A 21,808-nucleotide genomic window follows, 5' to 3' on the forward strand; every position below is an offset into this window, starting at 1 on the left:
ATGAGCGCACCGGCACGCCTGCGCATCGGCATTTCCGGCTGGCGCTACGCCCCCTGGAGAGGTGACTTCTATCCCGAGGGGCTGCGCCAGAAGGACGAACTGCGCTTCGCCTCGCGGGCGGTGAACAGCATCGAGATCAACGGCACCTTCTACGCCCTGCAGACGCCCGAGCGCTTCCGCGGCTGGGCCGAGGACACCCCCGAGGACTTCGTTTTCAGCGTCAAGGCCCCGCGTTACATCACCCACGTGCGGCGCCTGCGCGAGATCGACGAGCCGCTGGCGAACTTCTTCGCCTCCGGCCCCCTCGCCCTGCGCCAGCGCCTCGGCCCGTTCCTCTGGCAGTTCCCGCCGAGCATGCGCTTCGACCGCGAGCTGTTCGCCGATTTCCTCGCCCGCCTGCCGCGCGACGGCGCCGCCGCGCAGAAGCTCGCCCGGCACAGCGCCGCGCGCCTGCACCGCGAGGGCTACCTCGACGGCGATCCGGCGCAGCGCCTGCGGCATGCCGTGGAAATCCGCCATGAGAGCTTCGTCGACCCGACGTTCATCGAGCTGCTGCGCGAATACCGGGTTGCCCTGGTGGTGGCCGATACCGCCGGCAAGTGGCCGCTGCTCGGCGACGTCTGCGCCGACTTCCTCTACCTGCGCCTGCATGGCGACAAGGAGCTCTACCGCAGCGGCTATTCGGAAGCGGCCCTGGGCCAGTGGCAGGCACGGATCCGCGCCTGGGCCGGCGGCGGCCAGACCGACGACCTGCGCCGGGCCAGCCAGGACGCCCCGGCGACGGCGACGGCGACGGCGCGCGACCTGTACTGCTACTTCGACAACGACGTCAAGGTGCGCGCACCCTACGACGCCCGGCGCCTCCTGCAGCTGCTGGAACTCGACGGCGGCCTGCGCACGGTGCCCGGACAGTTGCCCGATGACCTGCGGGAGAGTGCCGCATGATCCTGCCGCGCCTGCAGGTGCTGACGGTGAACACCCACAAGGGTTTCAACCCGTTCAATCGGCGCTTCATCCTGCCGGAGTTGCGCGAAGCGGTGCGCAGCGTCGGTGCCGACCTGGTGTTCCTCCAGGAGGTCCTCGGCTCCCATAGCCTGCACGCCGCGCGCCTGCCGTCCTGGCCGCCGGCGCCGCAATACGAGTATCTGGCCGACAGCATGTGGCCGCAGTTCGCCTACGGGCGCAACGCGGTGTATCCCGAAGGCCACCATGGCAATGCCGTGCTCTCCAAGCATCCGATCCTCGCTCACCGCAACCTCGACGTCTCGGTGGCGGGCAACGAGGAACGCGGCCTGTTGCATGCGGTGATCGACATCGGCCGTCCGCTGCACGCGGTCTGCGTGCACCTGGGATTGCGCGAGGCGCAGCGCCAGCGCCAGTTGCAACTGCTCTGCGAACTGGTGGCGGGCCTGCCGGAGCGCGAGCCGGTGGTGGTCGCCGGCGACTTCAACGACTGGCGCCAGCGCGCTGACCAACTGCTCGCCGGTTGCGGCCTCCGCGAAGTCTTCGTCGGCGCCCAGGGCCGGCCGGCGCGCAGCTTCCCGGCGCGCTGGCCGGTGCTGCCGCTGGACCGCATTTACCTGCGCAATGCCCGCGGGCGCCAGCCGCGCATCCTCTCGCGGCGGCCCTGGTCGCACCTGTCCGACCACCTGCCGCTGGCGGTGGAGGTGGAGCCATGAACTTCCCCTGGCGCGACGGCAACCGCGTAGAACTGCTGATCAACGGCGAAGAGTACTTTCCGCGCCTGTTCCAGTGCATCGCCGAGGCGCGCCGGGAGATCCTCCTGGAAACCTTCATCATCTTCGAGGACGAGGTCGGCCGGCAGTTGCAGGAAGCCCTCAGCGCCGCCGCCGAGCGCGGTGTCGAGGTGCAGGTCACGGTGGACGGCTACGGCACCGCCTCGCTCAGCCCGGACTACCTGGCCAGGCTGACCGCCTCCGGGGTTCGCGTGCACCTGTTCGACCCGCGCCCGCGCCTGCTCGGCATGCGCACCAACCTGTTTCGCCGGTTGCACCGCAAGCTGGTGGTGATCGATCGCCGGCAGGCCTTCGTCGGCGGCATCAATTACGGCGAGGACCACCTGGTACGTCGCGGCAACATGGCCAAGCAGGACTACGCGGTGCGCGTCGAGGGCCCGGTGGTGCGCGATATCCGCCAGGCCTGCCTGGCGCTGCTCGAACCGGACGCCGACTACCCGCCGTTGCGGCCGTCGGGCGCCGGGCAGCCGGCGCGGGTGCGCCTGGTGATCCGCGACAACGACCAGTCCAGCGACGACATCGAGCGCGAGTACCTGCAGGCGATCCGCCAGGCGCGGCGACGCCTGCTGATCGCCAACGCCTATTTCTTCCCCGGCTACCGCCTGCTTCGCGAGCTGCGCGATGCGGCGCGCCGCGGCGTGCGCGTCGACCTGGTACTACAGGGCATGCCGGACATGCCGCTGGTGCGCCTGTGCAGCCGGCTGCTCTACGACTACCTGCTGCGCGAGGGCGTGCGTATCCACGAATACTGCCAGCGTCCGCTGCACGGCAAGGTCGCGGTGATCGACGACGACTGGTCGACCATCGGCTCGAGCAATCTCGATCCCCTCAGCCTGTCGCTGAACCTGGAGGCCAACCTGGTGATCCGCGACGTCGCCTTCAACGGCCAGCTCTACCAGCACCTGCGCGAGCTGGCGCGCCGCCACTGCCGGCGCATCAGCCGCCGCCACGCGAGGCGCGGCTACTGGTGGCGAGCGCCGCTGATCTTCCTCGGCTTCCACTTTTCCAGGCACTTTCCGGCTATCGCCGGTTGGGTACCCGCCCATCTGCCACGCCTGAAATCGCTGGAGCCGCGTCCGTCGCGGCGCTGGCAGGAACGCCAGGGCCAGCGGGGCAACCCATGAACGGCAGCGGTCACGAAGCCACCTCGACGCCGCCGCGCCGCTCTCACTGGCGCTGGCTGCGCAGGCTGCTGACCCTGGCGTTCTTCGTGCTGGTCCCGGTGCTGCTGTTCCTGCTGGTGAAGAATCTCGACTGGCAGGAAGTCCGCCACGCCCTCGGCGAGTATCGCCCCGCGACCCTGTTCCTCGGACTGCTGCTGGCGGCCGCCGGCTATACGGTGTTCAGCAGTTTCGACCTGCTCAGCCGCTACTACATCGGCCACTCGCTGCCCAAGCGGCGGGTCTTCACCGTGGCGTTCGTGTGCAATGCGTTCAACCTCAACCTGAGTTCCTGGGTCGGCGCCGTGGCGCTGCGCTATCGCCTGTACAGCCGGCTCGGCCTGGGTATCGCCGACATCACCCGGATCCTCACCTTCAGCCTGGTGACCAATTGGTTCGGCTACCTGCTGCTCGCCGGCATCCTGTTCAGCTGCGGCCTGCCGGCCTTGCCGCCAGGCTGGAAGCTCGGCAGCGACGGCCTACGCCTGATCGGCGCCCTGCTCCTGGCGCTGGCCGCCGGCTACCTGCTGGCCTGCCGTTTCGCCCGACGCCGCGCCTGGGGCTGGCGCGAGCATCGGCTGACCCTGCCGTCCTGGCGGCTGGCGGCCCTGCAAGGCCTGCTCGGAGCGAGCAACTGGTCGCTGATGGCGCTGCTGCTGTACAGCCTGCTGCCGCACAGCGTGGATTACCCGAGCGTCCTGGCGATCCTCCTGATCAGCAGCATCGCCGGGGTCATCACCCATATCCCGGCCGGGCTCGGGGTGCTCGAAGCGGTGTTCATCGCCCTGCTCCAGGGACGCCTGTCCCAGGGCGTGCTGCTGGCCGCGTTGATCGGCTACCGGGTGCTGTATTTCCTCCTACCCCTGGCGCTGGCCTGCGTGGTCTACCTGCTGTTGGAGCGCCGGGCGATCCGCCTGCGCCGCAAACAGCGCCGCCTGCGCCAGGGCCAGGCCTGAATCAGCCGGCCGGACGCAGCAGCAGCGTGCCCAGCGGCGGCAGGTCGAGCACCAGCGACTGCGCCTGGCCATGGGCGCCGCACGACTCGCTGGAGACGCGGCCCTGGCTGCCTGCGCCGGAACCGGCGAACGCCTGGGCGTCGCTATTGAGCAGCACGTCCCAGTCGCCGCCTTGCGGTACGCCGATCCGATAGCCCTGGCGCGGCACCGGGGTGAAATTGTGTACCGCCAGCAGCGATGGCTCGCCGGCCGCGTGGCGCAGCCAGGCGTAGACACTGTTCGCCTGGTCGTCGCCGATCAGCCATTCGAAGCCGAGCGCCTCGCCGTCGCGCGCATGCAGTGCGGGGAGTTCGCGGTACAGCCGGTTGAGGGCCGCCACCAGGTCCTGTACGCCCTGATGCTCCGGATAGCGCAGCAGGTACCAGTCCAGTTCGCCGTCGTGGTTCCACTCGCGCCACTGGCCGAACTCGCATCCCATGAACAGCAGCTTCTTGCCCGGGTGCGACCACATGAAGCTCAGGTACAGGCGCAGGTTGGCGAACTTCTGCCAGCGGTCGCCGGGCATCTTGTCCAGTAGCGAGTGCTTGCCATGTACCACCTCGTCGTGGGAGATCGGCAGGATGAAATGCTCGGAGAAGGCGTAGAGCAGGCCGAAGGTCAACTGGTGGTGGTGATAGCGCCGGTGCAGCGGGTCTTCGCCGATGTACGCCAGGCTGTCGTGCATCCAGCCCATGTTCCACTTATGGCTGAAGCCCAGGCCGCCCTCCGCCACCGGACGGCTGACGCCGGGCCAGGCGGTGGATTCCTCGGCGATCACCAGCGCGCCGGGGGTTTCGCTGGCGACCACCTGGTTGAGGTGATGGAGGAAGTCGATGGCCTCCAGGTTCTCCCGGCCGCCATGGCGGTTCGGCAGCCATTCGCCTTCCTTGCGCGAATAGTCGCGATAGAGCATCGAGGCCACCGCATCCACCCGCAGGCCGTCGACGTGGTAGGTGCGCAGCCAGTGCAGCGCCGAGGCCAGCATGAAGCCGTGCACCTCGCTGCGGCCAAGGTTGTAGATGTAGGTATCCCAGTCCTGGTGGAAGCCTTCGAAGGGATGTTCGTACTCGTACAGCGCCGTGCCGTCGAAACGGCCCAGGCCGTGGGCGTCGGTGGGAAAATGCGCCGGCACCCAGTCGAGGATCACGCCGATGCCGGCCTGGTGGCAGGCGTCGACGAACGCGGCGAAGTCCTCCGGCGTGCCGTAGCGCGCGGTGGGGGCGAACAACCCGAGCGGCTGGTAGCCCCAGGAGCCGCCGAAGGGATGTTCCATCACCGGCATCAGCTCGATATGGGTGAAGCCGAGCTGGCGCACGTAGGGAATCAGCTCCTCCGCCAGTTCCGACCAGTGCGGCGGCCGGCCGTCGCGGTGGCGCCAGGAGCCGGCGTGGACTTCGTAGATCGACAGCGGTGCCGCATAGCCCTGGCGCTCCGCGCGCCGGGCCAGCCAGTCCTGGTCGCGCCACTCGTGGCGCAACGCCGCGCAGGTCTTCGAAGCAGTCCCGGGCGGCGTCTCGCAGGCCAGCGCCAGGGGGTCGGCCTTCAGCGGCAGGAGGCCGTCGTGGCCCTGCAACTCGTACTTGTACAGTTCGCCCTCGCCGAGGCGCGGGACGAACAGTTCCCAGACGCCGGATGGATAGCGTCGTCGCATCGGGTGACGGCGCCCGTCCCAGCCGTTGAAATCGCCGACCACCGAGACGCGCACGGCGTTCGGCGCCCAGACTGCGAAGCGCACGCCCTCCACGCCTTCGTGACGGGTCAGTTGCGCGCCCAGGCAGGAGGCCAGTTGGCGGTGGTTGCCTTCGGCGAACAGGTAGAGGTCGAGTTCGCCGAGCAACGGCCCGAAGGCATAGGGGTCTTCGCTTTCCTGCACGCCGTCCGGCCAGTGCACGCGCAGGCGGTAGCGCGGTGGCAGGCGCTCCAGGTGGCGCTGGAACAAGCCGCTGCCGGGGTCGCTCTGCTCCAGTTCGGCGAGCGTCGCGCCGTCTTCGTCGAGCAGCTCGACGCGCTGCGCGCCGGGCAGGTAGGCGCGCAGCACGCCGCCTTCGCCGCCGGGGTCGCGCTGCGGGCCGAGGAAGGCGAATGGATCGCCCTGCAGGCCGCGCTGCAGCTTGTCCAGCTCCAGTTGCCAGCGTTCGCGTTCGGACATCGGTTCGCTCATCGGTTCTTGCCCTTCAGGAGGTGTTCGGTGAGTTCGGCCAGACCGGCGAGAGGCACTTCCAGCCAGTCGGGGCGGTAGTCGGCTTCGTAGAGCAGTTCGTAGGCGGCCTTTTCCAGGCAGGCCAGGGCCAGCGCCGCCCCTTCGCCTTCGCGACCGTGCCAGGCGTGCATGAGACCCGCCGCGGCGGCCCGATAGCCGGCCAGGAAGGCATCGCGGGCTTCGCTGCGATAGCGCATGGCGACCTTGCGCCGGGCGCTGTCGGCCTGTTCCGAGCTATCGGTGCTCTGCGCGTTGCGCAGGACCATCGCCGCCGCGTAGTCGAACGAGCGCAGCATGCCGCCGACGTCCTTCATCGGACTGTGACGCTGGCGGCGCTCTTCCAGGCTGCGCGCCGGCTCGCCCTCGAAGTCGATGAAGCGTGCGTCGCCCTGGACCATCAGCACCTGGCCCAGGTGCAGGTCGCCGTGAACCCTGATCAGCAGCCCGCCGGCTGCCTGCCGGGCCAGCAGCGGCAGGCGTTCGAGCAGCGCCGGCAGGCGTTCCAGCAGGCGCCGCGCCTGTTCCGCCGCCTCGCCCTGCAACGGCCGTGGCGGCTCGCTCAGGCGTTTGCCGGCTTCGCGCAACTGTTCGGCGATGCGCAGCGCCCAGGCCTGGACGCTGGCTTCGTCGCTCTCGCGGCTGCCGAAGGCCGGATCGTCCGACTCGCCGGCCAGTACGCTGTGCATCTCGCCGAGCCGGGCGCCGAGGTTGGCGGCGAAGCCGCGCAGTTCGGCGAGGCTGTCGTATTGCCCTTCGAGCGCCTCGCTGGCCGCGGATATCTCGTCGCGCACGGCTCGCTCCAGGTTGTCCAGGGTCCAGTTCCAGGCGTCGCCCTGGTTGTTCAGGTAGCCCTGCAGGATCATCAGCGTGTGCGGCTCGCCATCCGCGCCGACCCGCCGTACCTCGCCGAGCAACGGGGCGATGCCGGGGTAGCCGTGGCGGGTCAGGTAGCCGCCGACCTCGATTTCCGGGTGCAGCCCCGGAAGGATCTTGCGCAGCACCTTGAGGACCATGCGCTCGCCGAAGCGGATCGAGCTGTTGGACTGCTCCACCGAGAACGGCAGGACGTCTTCGTCGGCGATGTCGTCCATTTCCGCCAGTCCCGCCGCCGGGATGAACTGGATCTCGCCGTCGCCGTGGGCGATCACCGCCTCGGCGCGGAGTTGCGCGAGGACCTTGCGGGCGAACAGCGGCAGGCTGGCGGCGTCGGTCAGCAGGCCGACCTTGCGACCGCGCCGCAGGCGCGCCAGGGCCAGCAACTGAGGCAGGCTGTCGCCGCGCTGGTCGGCGTCGAGGAAGCCCAACGGCAACTGGTAGCGCAGCCCGTCGATCTCCACTTCGCACAACGCACAGCGCGGCTCCGCCTCGTCCAGCGGAACGATGTAGCAGAGCCGTGGCTGGCCTTTCTCGCCGGCGAACCAGCGGCGCTTCGGCAGGTAGGCCGGCAGCGTCTCGCCTTCCAGGATGTTCCGCGATGCGCCCTGCAGCAGCTCGCCGAGGCGCTGCTTGACCACCAGGGTCGGCAGTTCCGGCAGGCGCTCGTCGGCGGCCACGTGCCAGCTCGGCATCTGCGTCGCGTCGGCCAGGTAGAACCAGTAGAAGCCGTAGGGCGGCAGGGTCAGCAGGTAGGTCAGCTCGCCGATCGGCGGGAACGACATGCCGCCGATCATCTCCACCGGCACCTTGCCGGCATGGCTGGCGAGGTCCAGTTCCACCGCCTGGGCCGCGCGCGACAGGTTGGCCACGCAGAGGATGCTGTCCTGCCGTTCGCCCTCGGCGTATTCGCGCAGGTAGGCGAGGATCCGTCGGTTGCTCGGCGCGAGCATCTTCAGGCTGCCGCGGCCGAAGGCCTTCTGCTGGCTGCGCACGGCGAGCAGGCGGCGCATCCAGTTGAGCAGCGAATGCGGGTCGCGCGCCTGCGCCTCGACGTTGATCGTCTGGTAGCCGTACAGCGGGTCGAGAATCGGCGGCAGCACCAGCTTCGCCGGGTCGGCGCGGGAGAAGCCGCCGTTGCGGTCCACCGACCACTGCATCGGGGTCCGCACGCCGTCGCGGTCGCCGAGGTAGATGTTGTCGCCCATGCCGATCTCGTCGCCGTAGTACAGGGTCGGCGTGCCCGGCATCGACAACAGCAGGCTGTGCAGCAGCTCGATGCGCCGCCGGTCACGCTCCACCAGCGGCGCCAGGCGCCGGCGGATGCCCAGGTTGAGGCGCGCGCGGCGGTCGGCGGCATAGTGGTTCCAGAGATAGTCGCGCTCGTCGTCGGTGACCATCTCCAGGGTCAGCTCGTCGTGGTTGCGCAGGAAGATCGCCCATTGGCAATTGGCCGGGATGTCCGGGGTCTGGCGCAGGATGTCGGTGATCGGATAGCGATCCTCCTGGGCGATGGCCATGTACATGCGCGGCATCAGCGGGAAGTGGAAGGCCATGTGGCATTCGTCGCCCTCGCCGCCATCCTCGCCGCCGAAGTACGGCCGGGTGTCTTCCGGCCACTGGTTGGCCTCGGCCAGCAGCATGCGGTCGGGATAGTGCGCGTCCAGCTCGGCGCGGATGCGCTTGAGCACCTGGTGGGTCTCCGGCAGGTTCTCGCTGCTGGTGCCGTCGCGTTCGATCAGGTAGGGAATCGCGTCCAGGCGCAGGCCGTCGACGCCCATGTCCAGCCAGTAGCGCATCACCCCGAGCACCTCGCGCAGGACCTGCGGGTTGTCGAAGTTCAGGTCCGGCTGGTGGGAATAGAAGCGGTGCCAGTAGTACTGTTGGGCTACCGGGTCCCAGGTCCAGTTGGACTGCTCGGTGTCGATGAAGATGATCCGCGTACCCTGGTATTTCTCGTCGCTGTCCGACCAGACGTAGTAGTCGCGGGCGCGCGATCCCTTCTTCGCGTGGCGGGCGCGGATGAACCAGGGATGCTGGTCGGAGGTGTGGTTGATCACCAGCTCGGTAATCACCCGCAGACCGCGTCGATGGGCCTCGGCGATGAACCGGCGGGCGTCGGCGAGGCTGCCGTAGTCGCTGTGCACGCCACGGTACTGGGCGATGTCGTAGCCGTCGTCGCGGCGTGGCGACGGGTAGAACGGCAGCAGCCAGAGAGTGTTCACGCCGAGGTCGGCGATGTAGTCGAGCTTCTCGATCAGCCCGGCGAAGTCGCCGATGCCATCGTTGTTGGCGTCGTAGAAGGATTTCACGTGGACCTGGTAGATCACCGCGTCCTTGTACCATTGCGGGTCGTTGAGAAAGACCGGTTTCTCGCGTCTGGCCATGGGTTTCTCCTTATGCGTCGACGCGCCGCACGCGCCAGATGCCGAACGGCAGGTGCCAGGGTTCGATGCGCATCCACTGGACCTTGCCGTGCCAGACCCAGCGATGCCCGTTCATCAGGTCCTCGCCCTGGAGGCTGGCGTCGTCGGGCAGGCCGAACTCCCACAGCGGCAGTTCGAAATGCGCCTCCTGGGCTTCGTGCGGGTCCAGGCAGACCGCCACCAGGACGAAGTTGGCGAGGTCCGCGGTGCGCTTGCCGAAATACAGGATGCGGTCGTTCCAGGCGTTGTAGGCCTGGAACCCGAGGTGCGTCTGCAATGCCGGGTTTTCCCGGCGGATGCGGTTGAGCCGGGCGATCTCGGCGACGATGTTGCCCGGCGCCTGGTAGTCGCGCGGACGCAATTGGTATTTCTCCGAGTCGAGGTACTCCTCCTTGCCCGGCAAGGCCGCCGCCTCGCACAGCTCGAAGCCGGAGTACATGCCCCACAGCCCCGACCCCATGGTCGCCAGGGCGGCACGGATGAGGAAGCCGGGGCGGCCGGAGCGTTGCAGGAACCAGGGATTGATGTCCGGGGTGTTGACGAAGAAGTTCGGCCGGTAGCAGTCGCGCCAGGGTGGCTGGTTGAGTTCGGCGAAGTACTCCGCCAGTTCCTGCTTGTCGTTGCGCCAGGTGAAATAGGTGTAGCTCTGGCTGAAGCCGACCTTGCCCAGGCGCGCCATCATCGCCGGGCGGGTGAACGCCTCGGAAAGGAAGATCACCTGCGGATGGCGGCCGCGCACCTCGGCGATCAGCCACTCCCAGAACGGCAGTGGCTTGGTGTGCGGGTTGTCGACGCGAAACAGCGTCACGCCCTGCTCGACCCAGCCCAGCACCACGTCGCGCAAGGCTTCCCACAGGCTCGGCAGGGCCTGTTCGGCGTAGAAGTCGACGTTGACGATGTCCTCGTACTTCTTCGGCGGGTTCTCCGCGTAGCGCAAGCTACCGTCCGGACGCCAGGCGAACCAGCCGGGATGCTCGCGCAGCCAGGGGTGGTCGGGGGAGCACTGGATGGCGAAGTCCAGCGCCAGTTCCATGCCGTGCTCGCGCACCGCAACGAGCAGCCGGCGGAAATCCTCGCGGTCGCCCAGTTCGGGATGGATCGCCTCGTGGCCGCCATCCTCGCTGCCGATCGCATACGGGCTGCCGGGGTCGCCGGCCTCGGCACGCAAGGAATTGTTGCGGCCCTTGCGATGGGTGCGGCCGATGGGGTGGATCGGCGGGAAATAGAGAACGTCGAAGCCCATCGCGGCGATCTGCGGCAGGCGCCGGATCACGTCGTCGAAGGTACCGTGGCGTGTCGGGTCGCCGCTTTCCGAGCGAGGGAACAGCTCGTACCAACTGGCGAAGCGCGCCAGCGGTCGCTCCACCTCCACCGGGTATTCGCGGCTGCGCACCAGGTGCTCGCGCGGGCCGACCAGACGCAACAGTTCGCCGGTCTGCGCCGCCAGCCACAGCGCCACCCGCTCCTCGACGCTCTGGCAGGCCTGCAGGCGTTCGGCCAGCGGCGCACAGGCGGCGGCGATCTCCGGACCGCCGCGCTCGGCGCAGCGCTGCAGCAGTTCGTCGCCCTCGCGCAGCTCCAGGTCCAGCGGCAGGCGTGCGCCATGCTTGGCACGCAATTCGCGGCGGTAGCCGGCAAAACGGTCGATCCAGGCCTCGATACGGAAGTACAGGCGGCCGCAGGGCGGCGTGCGCAACTGCGCGCTCCAGAAATCGTTGCCTTCGGGCAGCAGCGGCAGGCGCCGCTCCGCGGTTTCCCCGACACGCCGCCAGACCACCTCGGCACCGAGTACCTCATGGCCATCGGCGAAGATTCGCGCGGCCAGGCGCAGGTCGCGGTCGCTCTCGGTCTTCGCGGGATAGGCACCCTCTTCCACCACAGGGCTGACCGACTCGATGGCGATACGGGGCTGCTGGATGGCGATGACCAGCGGATCATCGTCGCTGTTGCGGACAATCGAACTCATCGAGGCGCGCTCCTCCGGGACGTGGGTTCGGCGATGGGTCGCGAGGCTTCCGCCGGCCTCGAATGGCCGGCGGCGCGGACGGTCATTGATTCCGAGCCCGCCGGCGACCGATTGGTTCAGGTTGATTTACCCAGCGGCTCGCCTCAGGCCTTGCGCCGCGAACGCGAGGCACCGGACTTGGCGCGACCCTTCGCGTCGGCCCCGGCCTTTTCGCTGCCCTTGTCCTTGCCGCCGCCGGCGCGGGAACGCAGGCTGCGCTTGAGCAGGTCGGTGAGATCGATGATGTCGGCGCCCTTGCCAGCCACCTCCTCCTCTTCCTCCACCGCGTGCAGCTGGCCCTTGGCGGCCTTTTCCTCGACCAGCTTCATGATCTTTTCGCTGAAGCTGTCCTTGTATTCGTCCGGCTCCCAGTGGGAGGCCATGTCCTCCACCAGGCGCTTGGCCATCTCCAGCTCGCGCTTGTCGAGTTTCGCCTCGGTGACGCTTTCGTCCAGCTCCAGGCCATCCAGGCTGCGCACCTGCGACGGCCAGCGCAGGGTGATCAGCACCAGGGCGTCCTGCAGAGGCCGCAGGAGCGCCAGGTGCTGGCGGGTGTGCAGGACGACGTTGGCCAGGGCGACCTTGCCGGTGCGCTCCAGGGTCTCCCGGAGCAGCGCGTAGACCTTGCCTCCGCGCCGGTCGGGGGCCAGGTAGTACGGGGTATCGAAGTGCTGCAGGGGAATTTCCTGGCTATCGACGAAAGCGAAGATCTCGATGGTCTGGGTCGACTTGGGATGCGCCGCGCGGATTTCTTCCTCGCTCAGCACCACGTAGCGGCCCTTTTCGTACTCCACGCCCTTGACGATGTTCTCGCGCTCGATCTCCTTGCCGGTGACCTTGTTCACCCGCTTGTAGCCGACCGGCTCCATGCTGCGCTGGTCGAGCCAGTCGAAATCGATGCCCTGCGACGAGGTCGCCGCCGACAGGCTCACCGGTATATGCACCAGGCCGAAGCTGATCGCGCCTTTCCAGATCGCACGCGCCATGCCGGTTTCCTCCTCTTGATGGTTACAGCGTGCCGCCGTCCGCGTAACGCACGCGGCCGTCGGCGGCGATGTCGGTGATGCGCTGGAGCAGGTTGTCGGCGGCGGTCTCGGCGTCGCTCAGGCAACTGCAACCCGGGGTCACTACCCACAGCATGCGTACCGCCGCGCCACGCCGCTTGGGCTGATAGAGGATCAGGCCGACCGGCTGGCAGCGCTCCTGCATCGCGTCGGTCCAGGCGGTACAGGCGTCGAAGTCCTTGAACATGACGGAACTCTCCTCAATGGCTATCGGAAGATGGCGGCGAACGGTTCAGGCAGGCCAGGACATGCAGCACCAGTAGCGCCAGGACCGTCCCGAGCACCGCGGTACCCTGGTGACCAAGTCCGACCGCGACGCCTATGGCGGTGCTGGCCCAGAGACCCGCCGCGGTGGTCAGGCCCCTGACCCGGCTTTCCCGACCTGCCTTGAGGATGGTGCCGGCGCAGAGGAAGCCGATGCCGGCGACGGTGCCCTGGATCACCCGGCTCAGCGCGTCCGCCCCGCCACTCTGCAATTGCAGCGGCATGACGAACAGCGCCGCGCCGAGGGTTACCAGCATGTGCGTGCGCAGGCCGGCGGCCTTGCCGCTCTGCTCGCGCTCGTAGCCGAGTACCGCGCCGAGCGCCGCCGCCAGCAGCAGGCGCAACGCGGCGCGGGCGGTCTGCTCGAAGTCGGCGAGATCGGCGAACTCCTCGCCGAGGATCTTCCACAACGTCTCCCAGGCGCTCATCGGCGTTGTATCTCGCTGTAGCGCAGGGCACCGCAACGCAGGCAGCGCTCGCAGTCGAAGGTTTCCTCACCCAGTCGCAACGCCGGTTGCCGGCACCAGTCGCAACCGCCTATCAGGCAACGCAAGGTCATCCGGGTCCTCCCGCCGAATCGCTCGGCCAGCCGCCCTTTCCAGCTGTGACCGACGAGACGACGGGAAGGTGCGATCGGATTCGCCAGCGGCGCTCCTCAGGCGGGGATCGCCTTGGTCGCCGCCTCGCGCTGCCAGATCCGGTGCTGCATCAATGCCTGGCGCAGACCGGGGAAGACATCGGTGGCCGTGGCGCCGAGCACCACGCCGGGGTCGCCAGGCAACGAAAGCTGGCTGGCCAGCGCCTGGGCATCGCCAGCGAAGGCCACTGGCTTCAGGTGCTTGTAGGCTTCCAGCAGGTAGTGCAGGCCGCGTCCGTCCGCGCCGATGGCCTGGCTGCTGGCCGCGCCACCAGGCACGAAGACCGCGTCGAAGGCTACCGACGGCAGGCCGTCCCAGGTTCCCTCCGGGATCAGTTCGGCACCGTTTTCGGCCTGCACCGGCGAAGCGCTGGGCGCGATCAGCTTGGCGTCCGCGCCCTCCTGGCGGAGCGCGTCGCGTAGGTCGCTGACGTCGCTCTCGGCGACGCCGTCGGCGATCAGGATCGCCACCTTGCGCGAACGGATGTCGCCGGACAGCAGGTTCATCTGGCTCAGCGCCGGCGACGGCTTCGGCTGCGGTGCCGGGTTGGCCGGCGCGGCGAGCTGCACACCGACGTTCGCCGCGACCCTGGCGGCCAGTTGCGGATCGATGTTGAGGAGTATCTGGTTGACTTCGCGCTCACGGATCGATTGCCGCTCGACCTTGGACAGTTCGAAGCTGTAGGCGGCGACGATATGCGCCTGCTCGGCCTCGCTCATGCTGTGCCAGAACAATGCGGCCTGGCTGAAATGATCGGCGAAGGAGTCGGCGCGCTTGCGCAGCTTGCTGCCGCTGACCGGCTCGTGGTAGGTGGAGAAGCCGCCGTTGCGCGCCGCCGGCGGGGTTTCCTTCGGCCAGCCGCCGTCGATCGAGTTCGGTTCATAGGAAGCCCGGCCGCGGTTGATGGTCTGCCGGTGCGGCGCGTCGCGCTGGTTGTTGTGGAACGGACACAGCGGGCGGTTGATCGGGATTTCGTTGAAGTTCGGCCCGCTCAGGCGCAGCAGTTGGGTGTCGGTATAGGAGAACAGCCGACCCTGCAACAGCGGGTCGTTGGTGAAGTCGATTCCGGGGACCACGTGGCCGACGTGGAACGCCACCTGTTCGGTCTCGGCGAAGAAATTGTCGGGGTTGCGGTTGAGTACCATCCGCCCCACCACCCTTACCGGCACCAACTCCTCGGGCACCAGCTTGGTGGGGTCGAGCAGGTCGAAGTCGAAGCTGTCCTGCTGGTTCTCCGGGATCACCTGCAGGCCCAGCTCCCATTCGGGATAGTCGCCCTTCTCGATGTCCTCCCAGAGGGTCCGCCGGTTGAAGTCGGGGTCCTTGCCGGCGAGCTTCTGCGCCTCGTCCCAGACCAGCGAGCAGGTCCCGGACTTCGGTCGCCAGTGGAACTTGACCAGCACGCTCTCGCCGGCCGCGTTGACCAGGCGGAAGGTGTGCACGCCGAAGCCCTGCATGTTGCGGTAGGCGATCGGAATGGCGCGATCGGACATCAGCCACATGACCATGTGCGCCGACTCCGGGGTCAGCGAAACGAAGTCCCAGAAGGTGTCGTGGGCAGACGCTCCGGTGGGAATCTCGTTGTGCGGTTCGGGTTTCACCGCATGGACGAAGTCCGGGAACTTGATCGCATCCTGGATGAAGAACACCGGCATGTTGTTGCCGACCAGGTCGAAGTTGCCTTCGTCGGTATAGAACTTCACGGCGAAGCCGCGTACGTCACGCACCGTATCCGCGGACCCGCGCGGCCCCTGCACGGTGGAGAAACGCACGAAGACCGGGGTACGCTTGCCCGCCTCGGCGAGGAAGCCGGCCTTGGTCAGGTCGCTGAGGTCCTCGTAGGCCTCGAAGTAGCCATGCGCCGCCGAGCCACGAGCGTGGACCACGCGCTCGGGAATGCGCTCGTGGTCGAAGTGGGTGATCTTCTCGCGCATGATGAAGTCTTCGAGCAACGACGGTCCGCGCTCGCCGGCCTTCAGGGTGTTCTGGTTATCGGCGATGCGGGTGCCGGTATTGGTGCTCAGGGCCTCTCCGGTGGCGTCCTCGCGATAGGCCTCCAGCTGTTCCAGCTTGGCGTTGCTGTTGCCACGGTCGACGGTGTCGGTGCCGGCCGCCTGGCTGCGCTGCTCGTTATTCTGCTCGCTCATCGGTTTCCTCTCCTCATCCTGGGCATGAAAATGGGGCGGATGCCTCCCTGCTCCGCCCCATTCACTTCACTGCGCGGTTATCAGTTCCCGCCGTGGCTGCGCTGGCCACCTTTCTTGCCAGCCTCGGAGGCCCGCTGCGGATCGTTCTTGAAGTTGCCGCCGCTGGCCTGGCCGCCCTTCTTGCCGGCCTCCGAAGCACGTTTCGGGTCTTCCGCGAAGTTGCCTTTACCACCTTGATGTTGTGCCATTTCTATTTCCTCCGAATAATCTCTTCAGAACAGATTTCATGGACGCATGCGTTGCGCATGCCCTAACTCTGAGAGGGTGTTTCGCCAGTGGTTCAGATTATTTTCAGCGAATGAAAGCGAAGCGCTTTGCCAGCATGTTTCGAGCGCAATCCATAGGGTTCAAAGATCCTTGCCTTATTCCATTGCCAGCATTGACAGGAATCCCCGAATTGCGTCAGATGAAAGCCCGCACATCTCGGAGGAGCACCATGAAACCCTACGAGCATCCGGCCTACAGCGATCCCGTGGTAAGCAACGAAGAACCCGATCGCGATTGCCATGAATGGAATTTCGAACCGGGAGACAGTGATCAGGAACCCTACCCCAAATATCATGGAGCGAATACCGAAGAATGCCCAGGCGGAGGCACTTAATTATTCTTTTCTATTGCAACCCCTGACATTCCGATAGACCCATTCAATAATTAATCGTCGAACTTTAAAACAAATGGAACTCGCCATGGAAAACAGTGACGAAGTGCGATTCCAGCACTATTTCATTTCTCTCGTCGAACAGGTGGCGAAACCGCTTTTCGTCGACTCCTGCGAAGAGGCGCGCAGCTACGGCCTGGACTGCAACGTGGACCTCGACCTCGACGAGGACGGCCATCCTCGCCTGCGCCTGGAAGTCGGCGAGCCGGGAGGCGAGAAAAGCCACTACAGCCTGCTGGCGATTCCCGGCGAGCGGGTCATCCATCGCCAGTACCTGGCCGGGGCCCAGGAATGGCACAGCCTGCCGGCCGAGCTGGCGTCGATCAACCCGATGGTGCTGGACAGCGAGCTGGCGGTATTCTTCCGCCGCGCCTTCGACCTTCGCCTGGAGGGCCCCGAACGCCGTCACCCGGCCGGCTTCTGGTAAGGCCCTTCATAGCTTCCAGATATCCCGGGCGTATTCGCTGATCGTCCGGTCGGCGCTGAACCAGCCGATCCGCGCCACGTTGAGCAACGCCGAGCGCCACCAGCGATCGGGCTCGCGCCAGACTTCCTCGACCCGGCACTGCGCATGCCAGTAGGCCTCGAAGTCGGCGCAGAGCATGAAGCGGTCGTCGTGCACCAGGCCGTCCACCAGCCCTTCGTAGCGGCTGCGGTCGTCGGCCGAGAACAGCCCGCTGCGGATCGCCTCCAGGGCTTCCTCCAGCCGCGGCGAGGCCGCGATCACCCCGCCCATCTCCAGCTCCCCGGCCTGCCGGCGCTGCTCCACCTGCTGGGCGCTGAGGCCGAAGATGAACATGTGTTCCAGGCCGATCCGCTGGCTCATCTCGACATTGGCGCCGTCCAGGGTGCCGATGGTCAGCGCGCCGTTGAGGGCGAACTTCATGTTGCTGGTCCCGGAGGCCTCGAGCCCGGCGGTGGAAATCTGCTCGGAGAGGTCCGCCGCGGGAATGATCGCCTCGGCCAGGCTGACGTTGTAGTTGGGCAGGAACACCAGCTTGAGCAGGCCGCGCACGGTGGGGTCGTCGTTGATGGTGCGGGCGATGTCGTTGGCCAGCTTGATGATCAGCTTGGCCTGGTGGTAGCTGGCGGCAGCCTTGCCGGCGAAGATCTTCACCCGCGGCACGCGGTCGGCGGTCGGGTCGTTGCGGATCTCCTGGTACAGCGCCACGGTGTGCAGCAGGTTGAGCAACTGCCGCTTGTATTCGTGGATACGCTTGATATGCACATCGAACAGCGCTTCCGGTTCGATCGCCACGCCGAGGCTGTCCAGCACCAGGCGCGCCAGGGCGGTCTTGTTCTGCCGGCGCTGCTCGGCGAAGCGCGCCCGCAGCCTGGCGTCCTCGACGTGCTCCTCGAGGTCCGGCAGGCGCCGTTCCGGGGTGTCCAGCAGGTCGGCGCCGAGGGTCTCCACCAGCAGCTCGGTCAACCCCGGGTTGGCCTGGAACAGCCAGCGGCGGAACGACACGCCGTTGGTCTTGTTGCTGATGCGCTGCGGATAGAGGCGATGCAGGTCATGGAACACGGTTTCGCGCATCAGCTCGGTGTGCAATGCCGATACCCCGTTGATCTGGTGCGAACCGAGGAACGCCAGGTTGCCCATGCGCACCCGTCGGCCGTGGCCCTCCTCGATCAGGCTGACCGAACGCAACAGGTCGAAGTCGTGGATGTCCTGGGCACGCAGCGCGTCTATATGGAAGGCATTGATCAGGTAGATGATCTGCATGTGGCGCGGCAACAGGCGCTCCATCAGCGCCACCGGCCAGGATTCCAGGGCTTCCGGGAGCAGCGTGTGGTTGGTGTAGGACAAGGTCGCCACGCTCAGCGCCCAGGCGTCCGGCCAGGCCAGTTGGTGCACGTCCACCAGTTGCCGCATCAGCTCGGCGACGGCGATCGCCGGGTGGGTGTCGTTGAGCTGGATCGCCACCTGTTCCGGCAGGCTACGCAGGTCGTGATGATGGCGCAGGTGGCGGTCGAGCAGGTCCTGCAGCGAGGCTGAGACGAAGAAGTACTCCTGGCGCAGGCGCAGTTCCTGACCGGCCTCGGTGCTGTCTGCCGGATACAGCACCCGCGAGATGCTCTCCGCCTTGACCACGTCGACCACCGCGCCGATATGGTCGCCGGCGTTGAAACGGTCCAGTTGCAGGTCTTCCTCGGCGCGAGCGCGCCACAGGCGCAGGGTATTGACGCTGGCACGCCGCCAGCCGACGATCGGCGTGTCGTAGGCGATCGCCCGGATCCGCTCGTCCGGCCGCCAGATGGCTCGGCCACTGTGCTCGCTGTCGACCTGCACGCTGCCGCCGAAGTCGATGTAGTAGCTGACCTCGGGTCGTTCGAACTCCCAGGGATTGCCGAAATCCAGCCAGGTCTCGGTCTGCTCCTGCTGCCAGCCGTCGGTCAGCACCTGGCGGAACAGGCCATGCTCGTAGCGGATGCCATAGCCATGCGCGGGAATGTCGAGGCTGGCCATGCTTTCCATGAAGCATGCCGCCAGGCGTCCGAGGCCGCCGTTGCCGAGCGCCGCGTCCGGCTCCAGGGCAACGATCCGCTGCAGGTCGACGCCCAGCTCGGCAAGGGCCTGGCGGGTTTCCTCGAGCAGCCCGAGGTTGCCGAGGTTGTCCAGCAACAGGCGACCGATGAGGAACTCCAGGGACAGGTAGTAGACCCGCTTGCGCGCGGGCGCTTCACCTTGCGGGGTGGCCTCCTCCCAGTGGTCGATGATGTGGTCGCGCACCGCCAGGGCCACCGCTTCGAACCAGTCGTGCGGGCAGGCGGTGGATGGGGCGCGGCCGACGCTGTAGCGCAGTTTGGCGAGGATGCTGGCTTTCAGGGTCTGGACCGCACTTGGGGTCTGGTCTTGGCTGTCGGGCATCGCCGGGCTTCCTTCCGGCCCGCCGCTGCAGGCCGGTGCTTGCGGGGTTTTCTCAGGCGCTCTTGCGTACCGGCACGGCGGCCGCCGCGCTTTCCTGGCGCAGGCGGTCGAGCAGGTCGTGGCCGGCCAGGGTCAGGTGGTGGACCACCCATTGCTCCTGGCCGGTCCAGGAATGCTGGACGCTGCCGCAGAGCAGTTGCGCCTGGTTGAGCAACTGCAAGTGGTAGGCCACCGCCTCGCGGCGATGACCGGGTAGCTCGCGTGCTTCCCAGTGCTGGCCGAAGCCAAGGCTTTCCAGATGCTCCAGCAGATCCCTGATCAACCCCCAGTCGCGTTTCATCGGCATGCTCCTTGTCTGCGTCGCGGCCGGCCGTTCCGGCTACCTAGAAGCGGAGTCGCGGCGGCCGCGATGGTTCATTCTTTTTCGCCGGCGGCCCGCCTGTCCGCACGACGGAACCGCCGGGCGCCGGCGTCAGTCGGGAGGAATGCCGTTGCCAACGGTCGGTGTGCGGACTGGCGCGAGAGCTGGAGCGCAGCTTCACTGAGCAGTGACCTTTCCCGTATCCCGGCAGGAGCGCTCCGATGCAGGCTTTCATGGTTCATTTCTCAGACGCCGGACAACCCGGCCGGACCGTGCTCACCACTTTCGCGCCAACCCTCAGCACCAGCGAGGCGCACGTTCGCCTGCAACTCTGCTATCCCCTGCTGTTCCCGCAGCGTCTGAGCGCGGTACGGGTCTACCCCCTGCTGCCGGCGGCGGCACGCGAGTGAACGCGGCCGCCGGGGCGCCTCAGCCGTTGACTACCGTACCGCCGTTGACGTGCAGCACCTGGCCGCTGACGTAGGACGAGTCGTTACAGGCCAGGTAGACGTAGCTGGCGGCCAGCTCTTCCGGCTGGCCGGGCCGGCCCATCGGCGTATCCGCGCCGAAGTGGGCGACCTTCTCGGCGCTGAAGGTGGACGGGATCAGCGGCGTCCAGATCGGGCCCGGGGCCACGGCGTTGACGCGGATGCCGCGGTTGACCAGGTTCATCGACAGCGACCGGGTGAACGAGGTGATCGCGCCTTTGGTCGAGGAATAGTCGATCAGCTGGGGGTTGCCCTTGTAGGCGGTGATCGAGGTGGTGTTGATGATCGCCCCGCCCTTGCCCATCAGCGGCAGGGCCGCCTTGGTCAACTGGAACATGCCGAAGATGTTGGTGCGGAAGGTCTTCTCCCACTGCTCTTCGCTGATGTCCTCCAGGCGCGCCTGCGGATGCTGCTCGCCGGCGTTGTTGACCAGCACGTCGAGGCGCCCCCATTTCTGCCTTAGCGTGTCCACCACCTGGCGGCAGAAGCCGGCGTCGGCGACGTCGCCGGCGAACGCCAGGCACTGGCGGCCGAGCGACTCGATGATCTCGCGGGTCTTCGCCGCGTCTTCGTTCTCATCCAGGTAGACCAGCACCACATCCGCCTTCTCGCGGGCGAAAGCCACCGCCACCGCGCGGCCGATACCACTGTCGCCGCCGGTGACCAGGGCCACCTTACCCTCCAGCTTGGCCGCCGGACGGTAATCGGCGGAAACGAACTCCGGCTTCGGCTGCATCTCGCTTTCGTGGCCGGGACGTTGGTCCTGGTGCTGCGCCGGCAGGGTCTGTCGCTGTTCGCTCATGGTGGTTTCCTCTCTGTCGGACGCCTCAGGCGCGTTCGCCGCGCAAGGCGCGTTGATGGAATTCGGGCAGGCGCCGCAGCGCCCAGCGGGTGGCTTCCCGGCGCATCCGCGCGGGGTCGCCGTGGAAGCGCTCGCGGCGCGAGAACAGGGCGAGGCCGGCGGGCAACCGGAAGGCCCAGGCGAAGCACACGGTACCGGGCGGGATGCCGTCCTTCGCTTCACTGCCGAGCAACCCCGTGACCGCCAGCGCGGCGCTCGCCGGACTGCGTTGCAGGGCCGCCCTGGCCATGGCCTCGGCGACCTCCACGCTGGTCAGGTTGAAACGCTCCAGCCAGTTCGGGTCGAGCCCCAGCAGGGCAAGCTTGGCCGCCGGCGAATAGACGACGAAGCCGCCTTCCATCACCTTGCCGCTGCCGGCCACCGCCGACAGTTCGGCGCTGATCTGCCCGGCAGTACAGGATTCCGCAGTGATCAGGCTGAGGTCGGCGCTACGCAGGTAGGCCACCAGGCGAGAGGCCTCGTCCGCGAGTTGCAGGTCGGGCATGGCACGCTCCTCAGGGCGAGATCGGGTCGCTGGCGGGAAAGGTCTCCTTCAACGCGTCGTCCAGCTGGCGATCCTCCGCCACCTGGGGCCGGGTGGTGCCGCCACAGGGGCAATCGGCGTCGCGACACGGCTCGCCCTGGGGGTGGCCGCTGGCGCAGGCCGCGCAGCAATAGTGCTGGCCGTCGCGTTCGACGGCATCGGCGCCGGGCTGGCAGGTGCATTTGGGACAGGCACAGGTTTCGCTGTTCATGGGCAGTCTCCAGTGGGATTCACTTGCTGTGTTCCGGCGAGGTCACCGGGCGTAAGCCACGGGGGCCGGTCCAGCCCCAGAGGACCAGGCCGAGCACGGGCAGGAGCAGGATCAGCAGCGACCAGCCGAGCTTGCGACTGGCGGAGCTGTCGCTGCGGAGCACGCTGTTGATGGCCCAGGCATCCACCAGGAGCAACAGGACCAGCAGCGCGAGGATCAGGTAGGCGGTATCCATCGGGGCCTC

20 protein-coding genes and 1 pseudogene are annotated in these 21,808 nt (G+C 67.5%); 6 read left to right on the forward strand and 15 right to left on the reverse strand.

The window, feature by feature from the left end; genetic code table 11:
- From LE197_RS09950 to LE197_RS09965, 4 genes are read left to right on the forward strand one after another with little or no spacing between them, the layout of a single operon-like run.
- Complete coding sequence (locus LE197_RS09950) at positions 1-945, forward strand: DUF72 domain-containing protein (protein ID WP_023087535.1); 945 nt, start codon at positions 1-3, stop codon at positions 943-945.
- Positions 942-1,679, forward strand: coding sequence for an endonuclease/exonuclease/phosphatase family protein (locus tag LE197_RS09955; protein WP_003118105.1), 738 nt, complete (start codon positions 942-944; stop codon positions 1,677-1,679). The genes LE197_RS09950 and LE197_RS09955 overlap by 4 nt, the downstream gene beginning before the upstream one ends.
- Entirely contained in the window at positions 1,676-2,881 is a 1,206-nt protein-coding gene (clsB, locus tag LE197_RS09960) for a cardiolipin synthase ClsB (protein WP_003113648.1), read from the forward strand. The genes LE197_RS09955 and clsB overlap by 4 nt, the downstream gene beginning before the upstream one ends.
- Positions 2,878-3,873 (forward strand): lysylphosphatidylglycerol synthase domain-containing protein, encoded by a 996-nt coding sequence (locus tag LE197_RS09965; protein ID WP_003144289.1) that lies wholly within the window; start codon positions 2,878-2,880, stop codon positions 3,871-3,873. The genes clsB and LE197_RS09965 overlap by 4 nt, the downstream gene beginning before the upstream one ends.
- 1 nt (position 3,874) lies before the next feature.
- On the opposite strand, the gene glgB is transcribed toward LE197_RS09965, so the two are convergent.
- The 9 genes from glgB to LE197_RS10005 all read right to left on the reverse strand — a co-directional run bounded on the left by glgB (position 3,875) and on the right by LE197_RS10005 (position 15,777).
- Positions 3,875-6,073 carry a 1,4-alpha-glucan branching protein GlgB gene (glgB, locus tag LE197_RS09970; protein WP_003113646.1) on the reverse strand — a complete coding sequence of 733 codons (2,199 nt, stop codon included), beginning with the start codon at positions 6,071-6,073 and terminating at the stop codon, positions 3,875-3,877.
- Complete coding sequence (gene treS, locus LE197_RS09975) at positions 6,070-9,372, reverse strand: maltose alpha-D-glucosyltransferase (protein ID WP_003088929.1); 3,303 nt, start codon at positions 9,370-9,372, stop codon at positions 6,070-6,072. Before treS ends, glgB begins: the two co-directional genes overlap by 4 nt.
- Positions 9,373-9,382: 10 nt before the next feature.
- Entirely contained in the window at positions 9,383-11,377 is a 1,995-nt protein-coding gene (locus tag LE197_RS09980; protein WP_003120192.1) for an alpha-1,4-glucan--maltose-1-phosphate maltosyltransferase, read from the reverse strand.
- Between the two features lie 143 nt (positions 11,378-11,520).
- Entirely contained in the window at positions 11,521-12,402 is an 882-nt protein-coding gene (locus tag LE197_RS09985) for a Ku protein (protein ID WP_023109215.1), read from the reverse strand.
- A 22-nt stretch (positions 12,403-12,424) separates the two neighbouring features.
- Complete coding sequence (locus LE197_RS09990) at positions 12,425-12,667, reverse strand: hypothetical protein (protein ID WP_003088922.1); 243 nt, start codon at positions 12,665-12,667, stop codon at positions 12,425-12,427.
- A gap of 13 nt (positions 12,668-12,680) precedes the next feature.
- A complete protein-coding gene (locus LE197_RS09995; protein ID WP_003100824.1) occupies positions 12,681-13,172 on the reverse strand; it encodes an MgtC/SapB family protein in 492 nt (163 codons plus the stop codon).
- Positions 13,169-13,303, reverse strand: coding sequence for a PSPA7_2676 family Cys-rich small protein (locus LE197_RS36805; RefSeq protein ID WP_003160215.1), 135 nt, complete (start codon positions 13,301-13,303; stop codon positions 13,169-13,171). Before LE197_RS36805 ends, LE197_RS09995 begins: the two co-directional genes overlap by 4 nt.
- 96 nt (positions 13,304-13,399) lie before the next feature.
- Positions 13,400-15,529 carry a catalase HPII gene (katE, locus tag LE197_RS10000; protein ID WP_003144291.1) on the reverse strand — a complete coding sequence of 710 codons (2,130 nt, stop codon included), beginning with the start codon at positions 15,527-15,529 and terminating at the stop codon, positions 13,400-13,402.
- Between the two features lie 80 nt (positions 15,530-15,609).
- The gene (locus LE197_RS10005) at positions 15,610-15,777 is read right to left on the reverse strand and encodes a general stress protein (protein WP_003088912.1); all 168 of its coding nucleotides are present in this window, start codon (positions 15,775-15,777) and stop codon (positions 15,610-15,612) included.
- A gap of 498 nt (positions 15,778-16,275) precedes the next feature.
- Here LE197_RS10005 and LE197_RS10010 point away from each other — a divergent pair, with 498 nt between their 5' ends.
- Entirely contained in the window at positions 16,276-16,674 is a 399-nt protein-coding gene (locus LE197_RS10010; RefSeq protein WP_003100818.1) for a hypothetical protein, read from the forward strand.
- Positions 16,675-16,680: 6 nt separating this feature from the next.
- Here LE197_RS10010 and LE197_RS10015 read toward each other — a convergent pair whose 3' ends face one another.
- Positions 16,681-19,119, reverse strand: a complete 2,439-nt coding sequence (locus LE197_RS10015) for a glycogen/starch/alpha-glucan phosphorylase (protein WP_226033996.1) — start codon at positions 19,117-19,119, stop codon at positions 16,681-16,683.
- A 52-nt stretch (positions 19,120-19,171) separates the two neighbouring features.
- Positions 19,172-19,459: a DUF2513 domain-containing protein gene (locus tag LE197_RS10020; protein ID WP_023109216.1), complete on the reverse strand. Its 288-nt coding sequence runs from the start codon at positions 19,457-19,459 to the stop codon at positions 19,172-19,174.
- A 242-nt stretch (positions 19,460-19,701) separates the two neighbouring features.
- Here LE197_RS10020 and LE197_RS10025 point away from each other — a divergent pair, with 242 nt between their 5' ends.
- Positions 19,702-19,890, forward strand: coding sequence for a hypothetical protein (locus tag LE197_RS10025; RefSeq protein WP_003088902.1), 189 nt, complete (start codon positions 19,702-19,704; stop codon positions 19,888-19,890).
- 19 nt (positions 19,891-19,909) lie between these two features.
- Here LE197_RS10025 and LE197_RS10030 read toward each other — a convergent pair whose 3' ends face one another.
- The 4 genes and pseudogenes from LE197_RS10030 to LE197_RS10045 form a co-directional block, all read right to left on the reverse strand.
- Positions 19,910-20,770: an SDR family oxidoreductase gene (locus tag LE197_RS10030; protein WP_003100806.1), complete on the reverse strand. Its 861-nt coding sequence runs from the start codon at positions 20,768-20,770 to the stop codon at positions 19,910-19,912.
- A pseudogene (locus LE197_RS10035) lies at positions 20,767-21,314 on the reverse strand (CinA family protein). The gene LE197_RS10030 and the pseudogene LE197_RS10035 overlap by 4 nt, the downstream one beginning before the upstream one ends.
- Positions 21,315-21,324: 10 nt before the next feature.
- On the reverse strand, positions 21,325-21,564 hold the full coding sequence (locus LE197_RS10040; protein ID WP_003100805.1) for a metallothionein: 240 nt from the start codon (positions 21,562-21,564) through the stop codon (positions 21,325-21,327).
- 19 nt (positions 21,565-21,583) lie between these two features.
- On the reverse strand, positions 21,584-21,799 hold the full coding sequence (locus tag LE197_RS10045; protein WP_003088893.1) for a PLDc N-terminal domain-containing protein: 216 nt from the start codon (positions 21,797-21,799) through the stop codon (positions 21,584-21,586).
- Between the last annotated feature and the right edge of the window lie 9 nt (positions 21,800-21,808).

Origin of the sequence: Pseudomonas sp. PS1(2021) (assembly GCF_020405165.1) — a bacterium.
Taxonomy (GTDB): domain Bacteria; phylum Pseudomonadota; class Gammaproteobacteria; order Pseudomonadales; family Pseudomonadaceae; genus Pseudomonas; species Pseudomonas aeruginosa.

Excerpts from the sequence above, each read along its gene's own strand:
- LE197_RS09950 (WP_023087535.1), top strand. The coding sequence starts at position 1 with ATGAGCGCACCGGCACGCCTGCGCATCGGCATTTCCGGCTGGCGCTAC.
- LE197_RS09955 (WP_003118105.1), top strand. The coding sequence starts at position 942 with ATGATCCTGCCGCGCCTGCAGGTGCTGACGGTGAACACCCACAAGGGT.
- clsB (WP_003113648.1), top strand. The coding sequence starts at position 1,676 with ATGAACTTCCCCTGGCGCGACGGCAACCGCGTAGAACTGCTGATCAAC.
- LE197_RS09965 (WP_003144289.1), top strand. The coding sequence starts at position 2,878 with ATGAACGGCAGCGGTCACGAAGCCACCTCGACGCCGCCGCGCCGCTCT.
- glgB (WP_003113646.1), bottom strand. The coding sequence starts at position 6,073 with ATGAGCGAACCGATGTCCGAACGCGAACGCTGGCAACTGGAGCTGGAC.
- treS (WP_003088929.1), bottom strand. The coding sequence starts at position 9,372 with ATGGCCAGACGCGAGAAACCGGTCTTTCTCAACGACCCGCAATGGTAC.
- LE197_RS09980 (WP_003120192.1), bottom strand. The coding sequence starts at position 11,377 with ATGAGTTCGATTGTCCGCAACAGCGACGATGATCCGCTGGTCATCGCC.
- LE197_RS09985 (WP_023109215.1), bottom strand. The coding sequence starts at position 12,402 with ATGGCGCGTGCGATCTGGAAAGGCGCGATCAGCTTCGGCCTGGTGCAT.
- LE197_RS09990 (WP_003088922.1), bottom strand. The coding sequence starts at position 12,667 with ATGTTCAAGGACTTCGACGCCTGTACCGCCTGGACCGACGCGATGCAG.
- LE197_RS09995 (WP_003100824.1), bottom strand. The coding sequence starts at position 13,172 with ATGAGCGCCTGGGAGACGTTGTGGAAGATCCTCGGCGAGGAGTTCGCC.
- LE197_RS36805 (WP_003160215.1), bottom strand. The coding sequence starts at position 13,303 with ATGACCTTGCGTTGCCTGATAGGCGGTTGCGACTGGTGCCGGCAACCG.
- katE (WP_003144291.1), bottom strand. The coding sequence starts at position 15,529 with ATGAGCGAGCAGAATAACGAGCAGCGCAGCCAGGCGGCCGGCACCGAC.
- LE197_RS10005 (WP_003088912.1), bottom strand. The coding sequence starts at position 15,777 with ATGGCACAACATCAAGGTGGTAAAGGCAACTTCGCGGAAGACCCGAAA.
- LE197_RS10010 (WP_003100818.1), top strand. The coding sequence starts at position 16,276 with ATGGAAAACAGTGACGAAGTGCGATTCCAGCACTATTTCATTTCTCTC.
- LE197_RS10015 (WP_226033996.1), bottom strand. The coding sequence starts at position 19,119 with ATGCCCGACAGCCAAGACCAGACCCCAAGTGCGGTCCAGACCCTGAAA.
- LE197_RS10020 (WP_023109216.1), bottom strand. The coding sequence starts at position 19,459 with ATGAAACGCGACTGGGGGTTGATCAGGGATCTGCTGGAGCATCTGGAA.
- LE197_RS10025 (WP_003088902.1), top strand. The coding sequence starts at position 19,702 with ATGCAGGCTTTCATGGTTCATTTCTCAGACGCCGGACAACCCGGCCGG.
- LE197_RS10030 (WP_003100806.1), bottom strand. The coding sequence starts at position 20,770 with ATGAGCGAACAGCGACAGACCCTGCCGGCGCAGCACCAGGACCAACGT.
- LE197_RS10040 (WP_003100805.1), bottom strand. The coding sequence starts at position 21,564 with ATGAACAGCGAAACCTGTGCCTGTCCCAAATGCACCTGCCAGCCCGGC.
- LE197_RS10045 (WP_003088893.1), bottom strand. The coding sequence starts at position 21,799 with ATGGATACCGCCTACCTGATCCTCGCGCTGCTGGTCCTGTTGCTCCTG.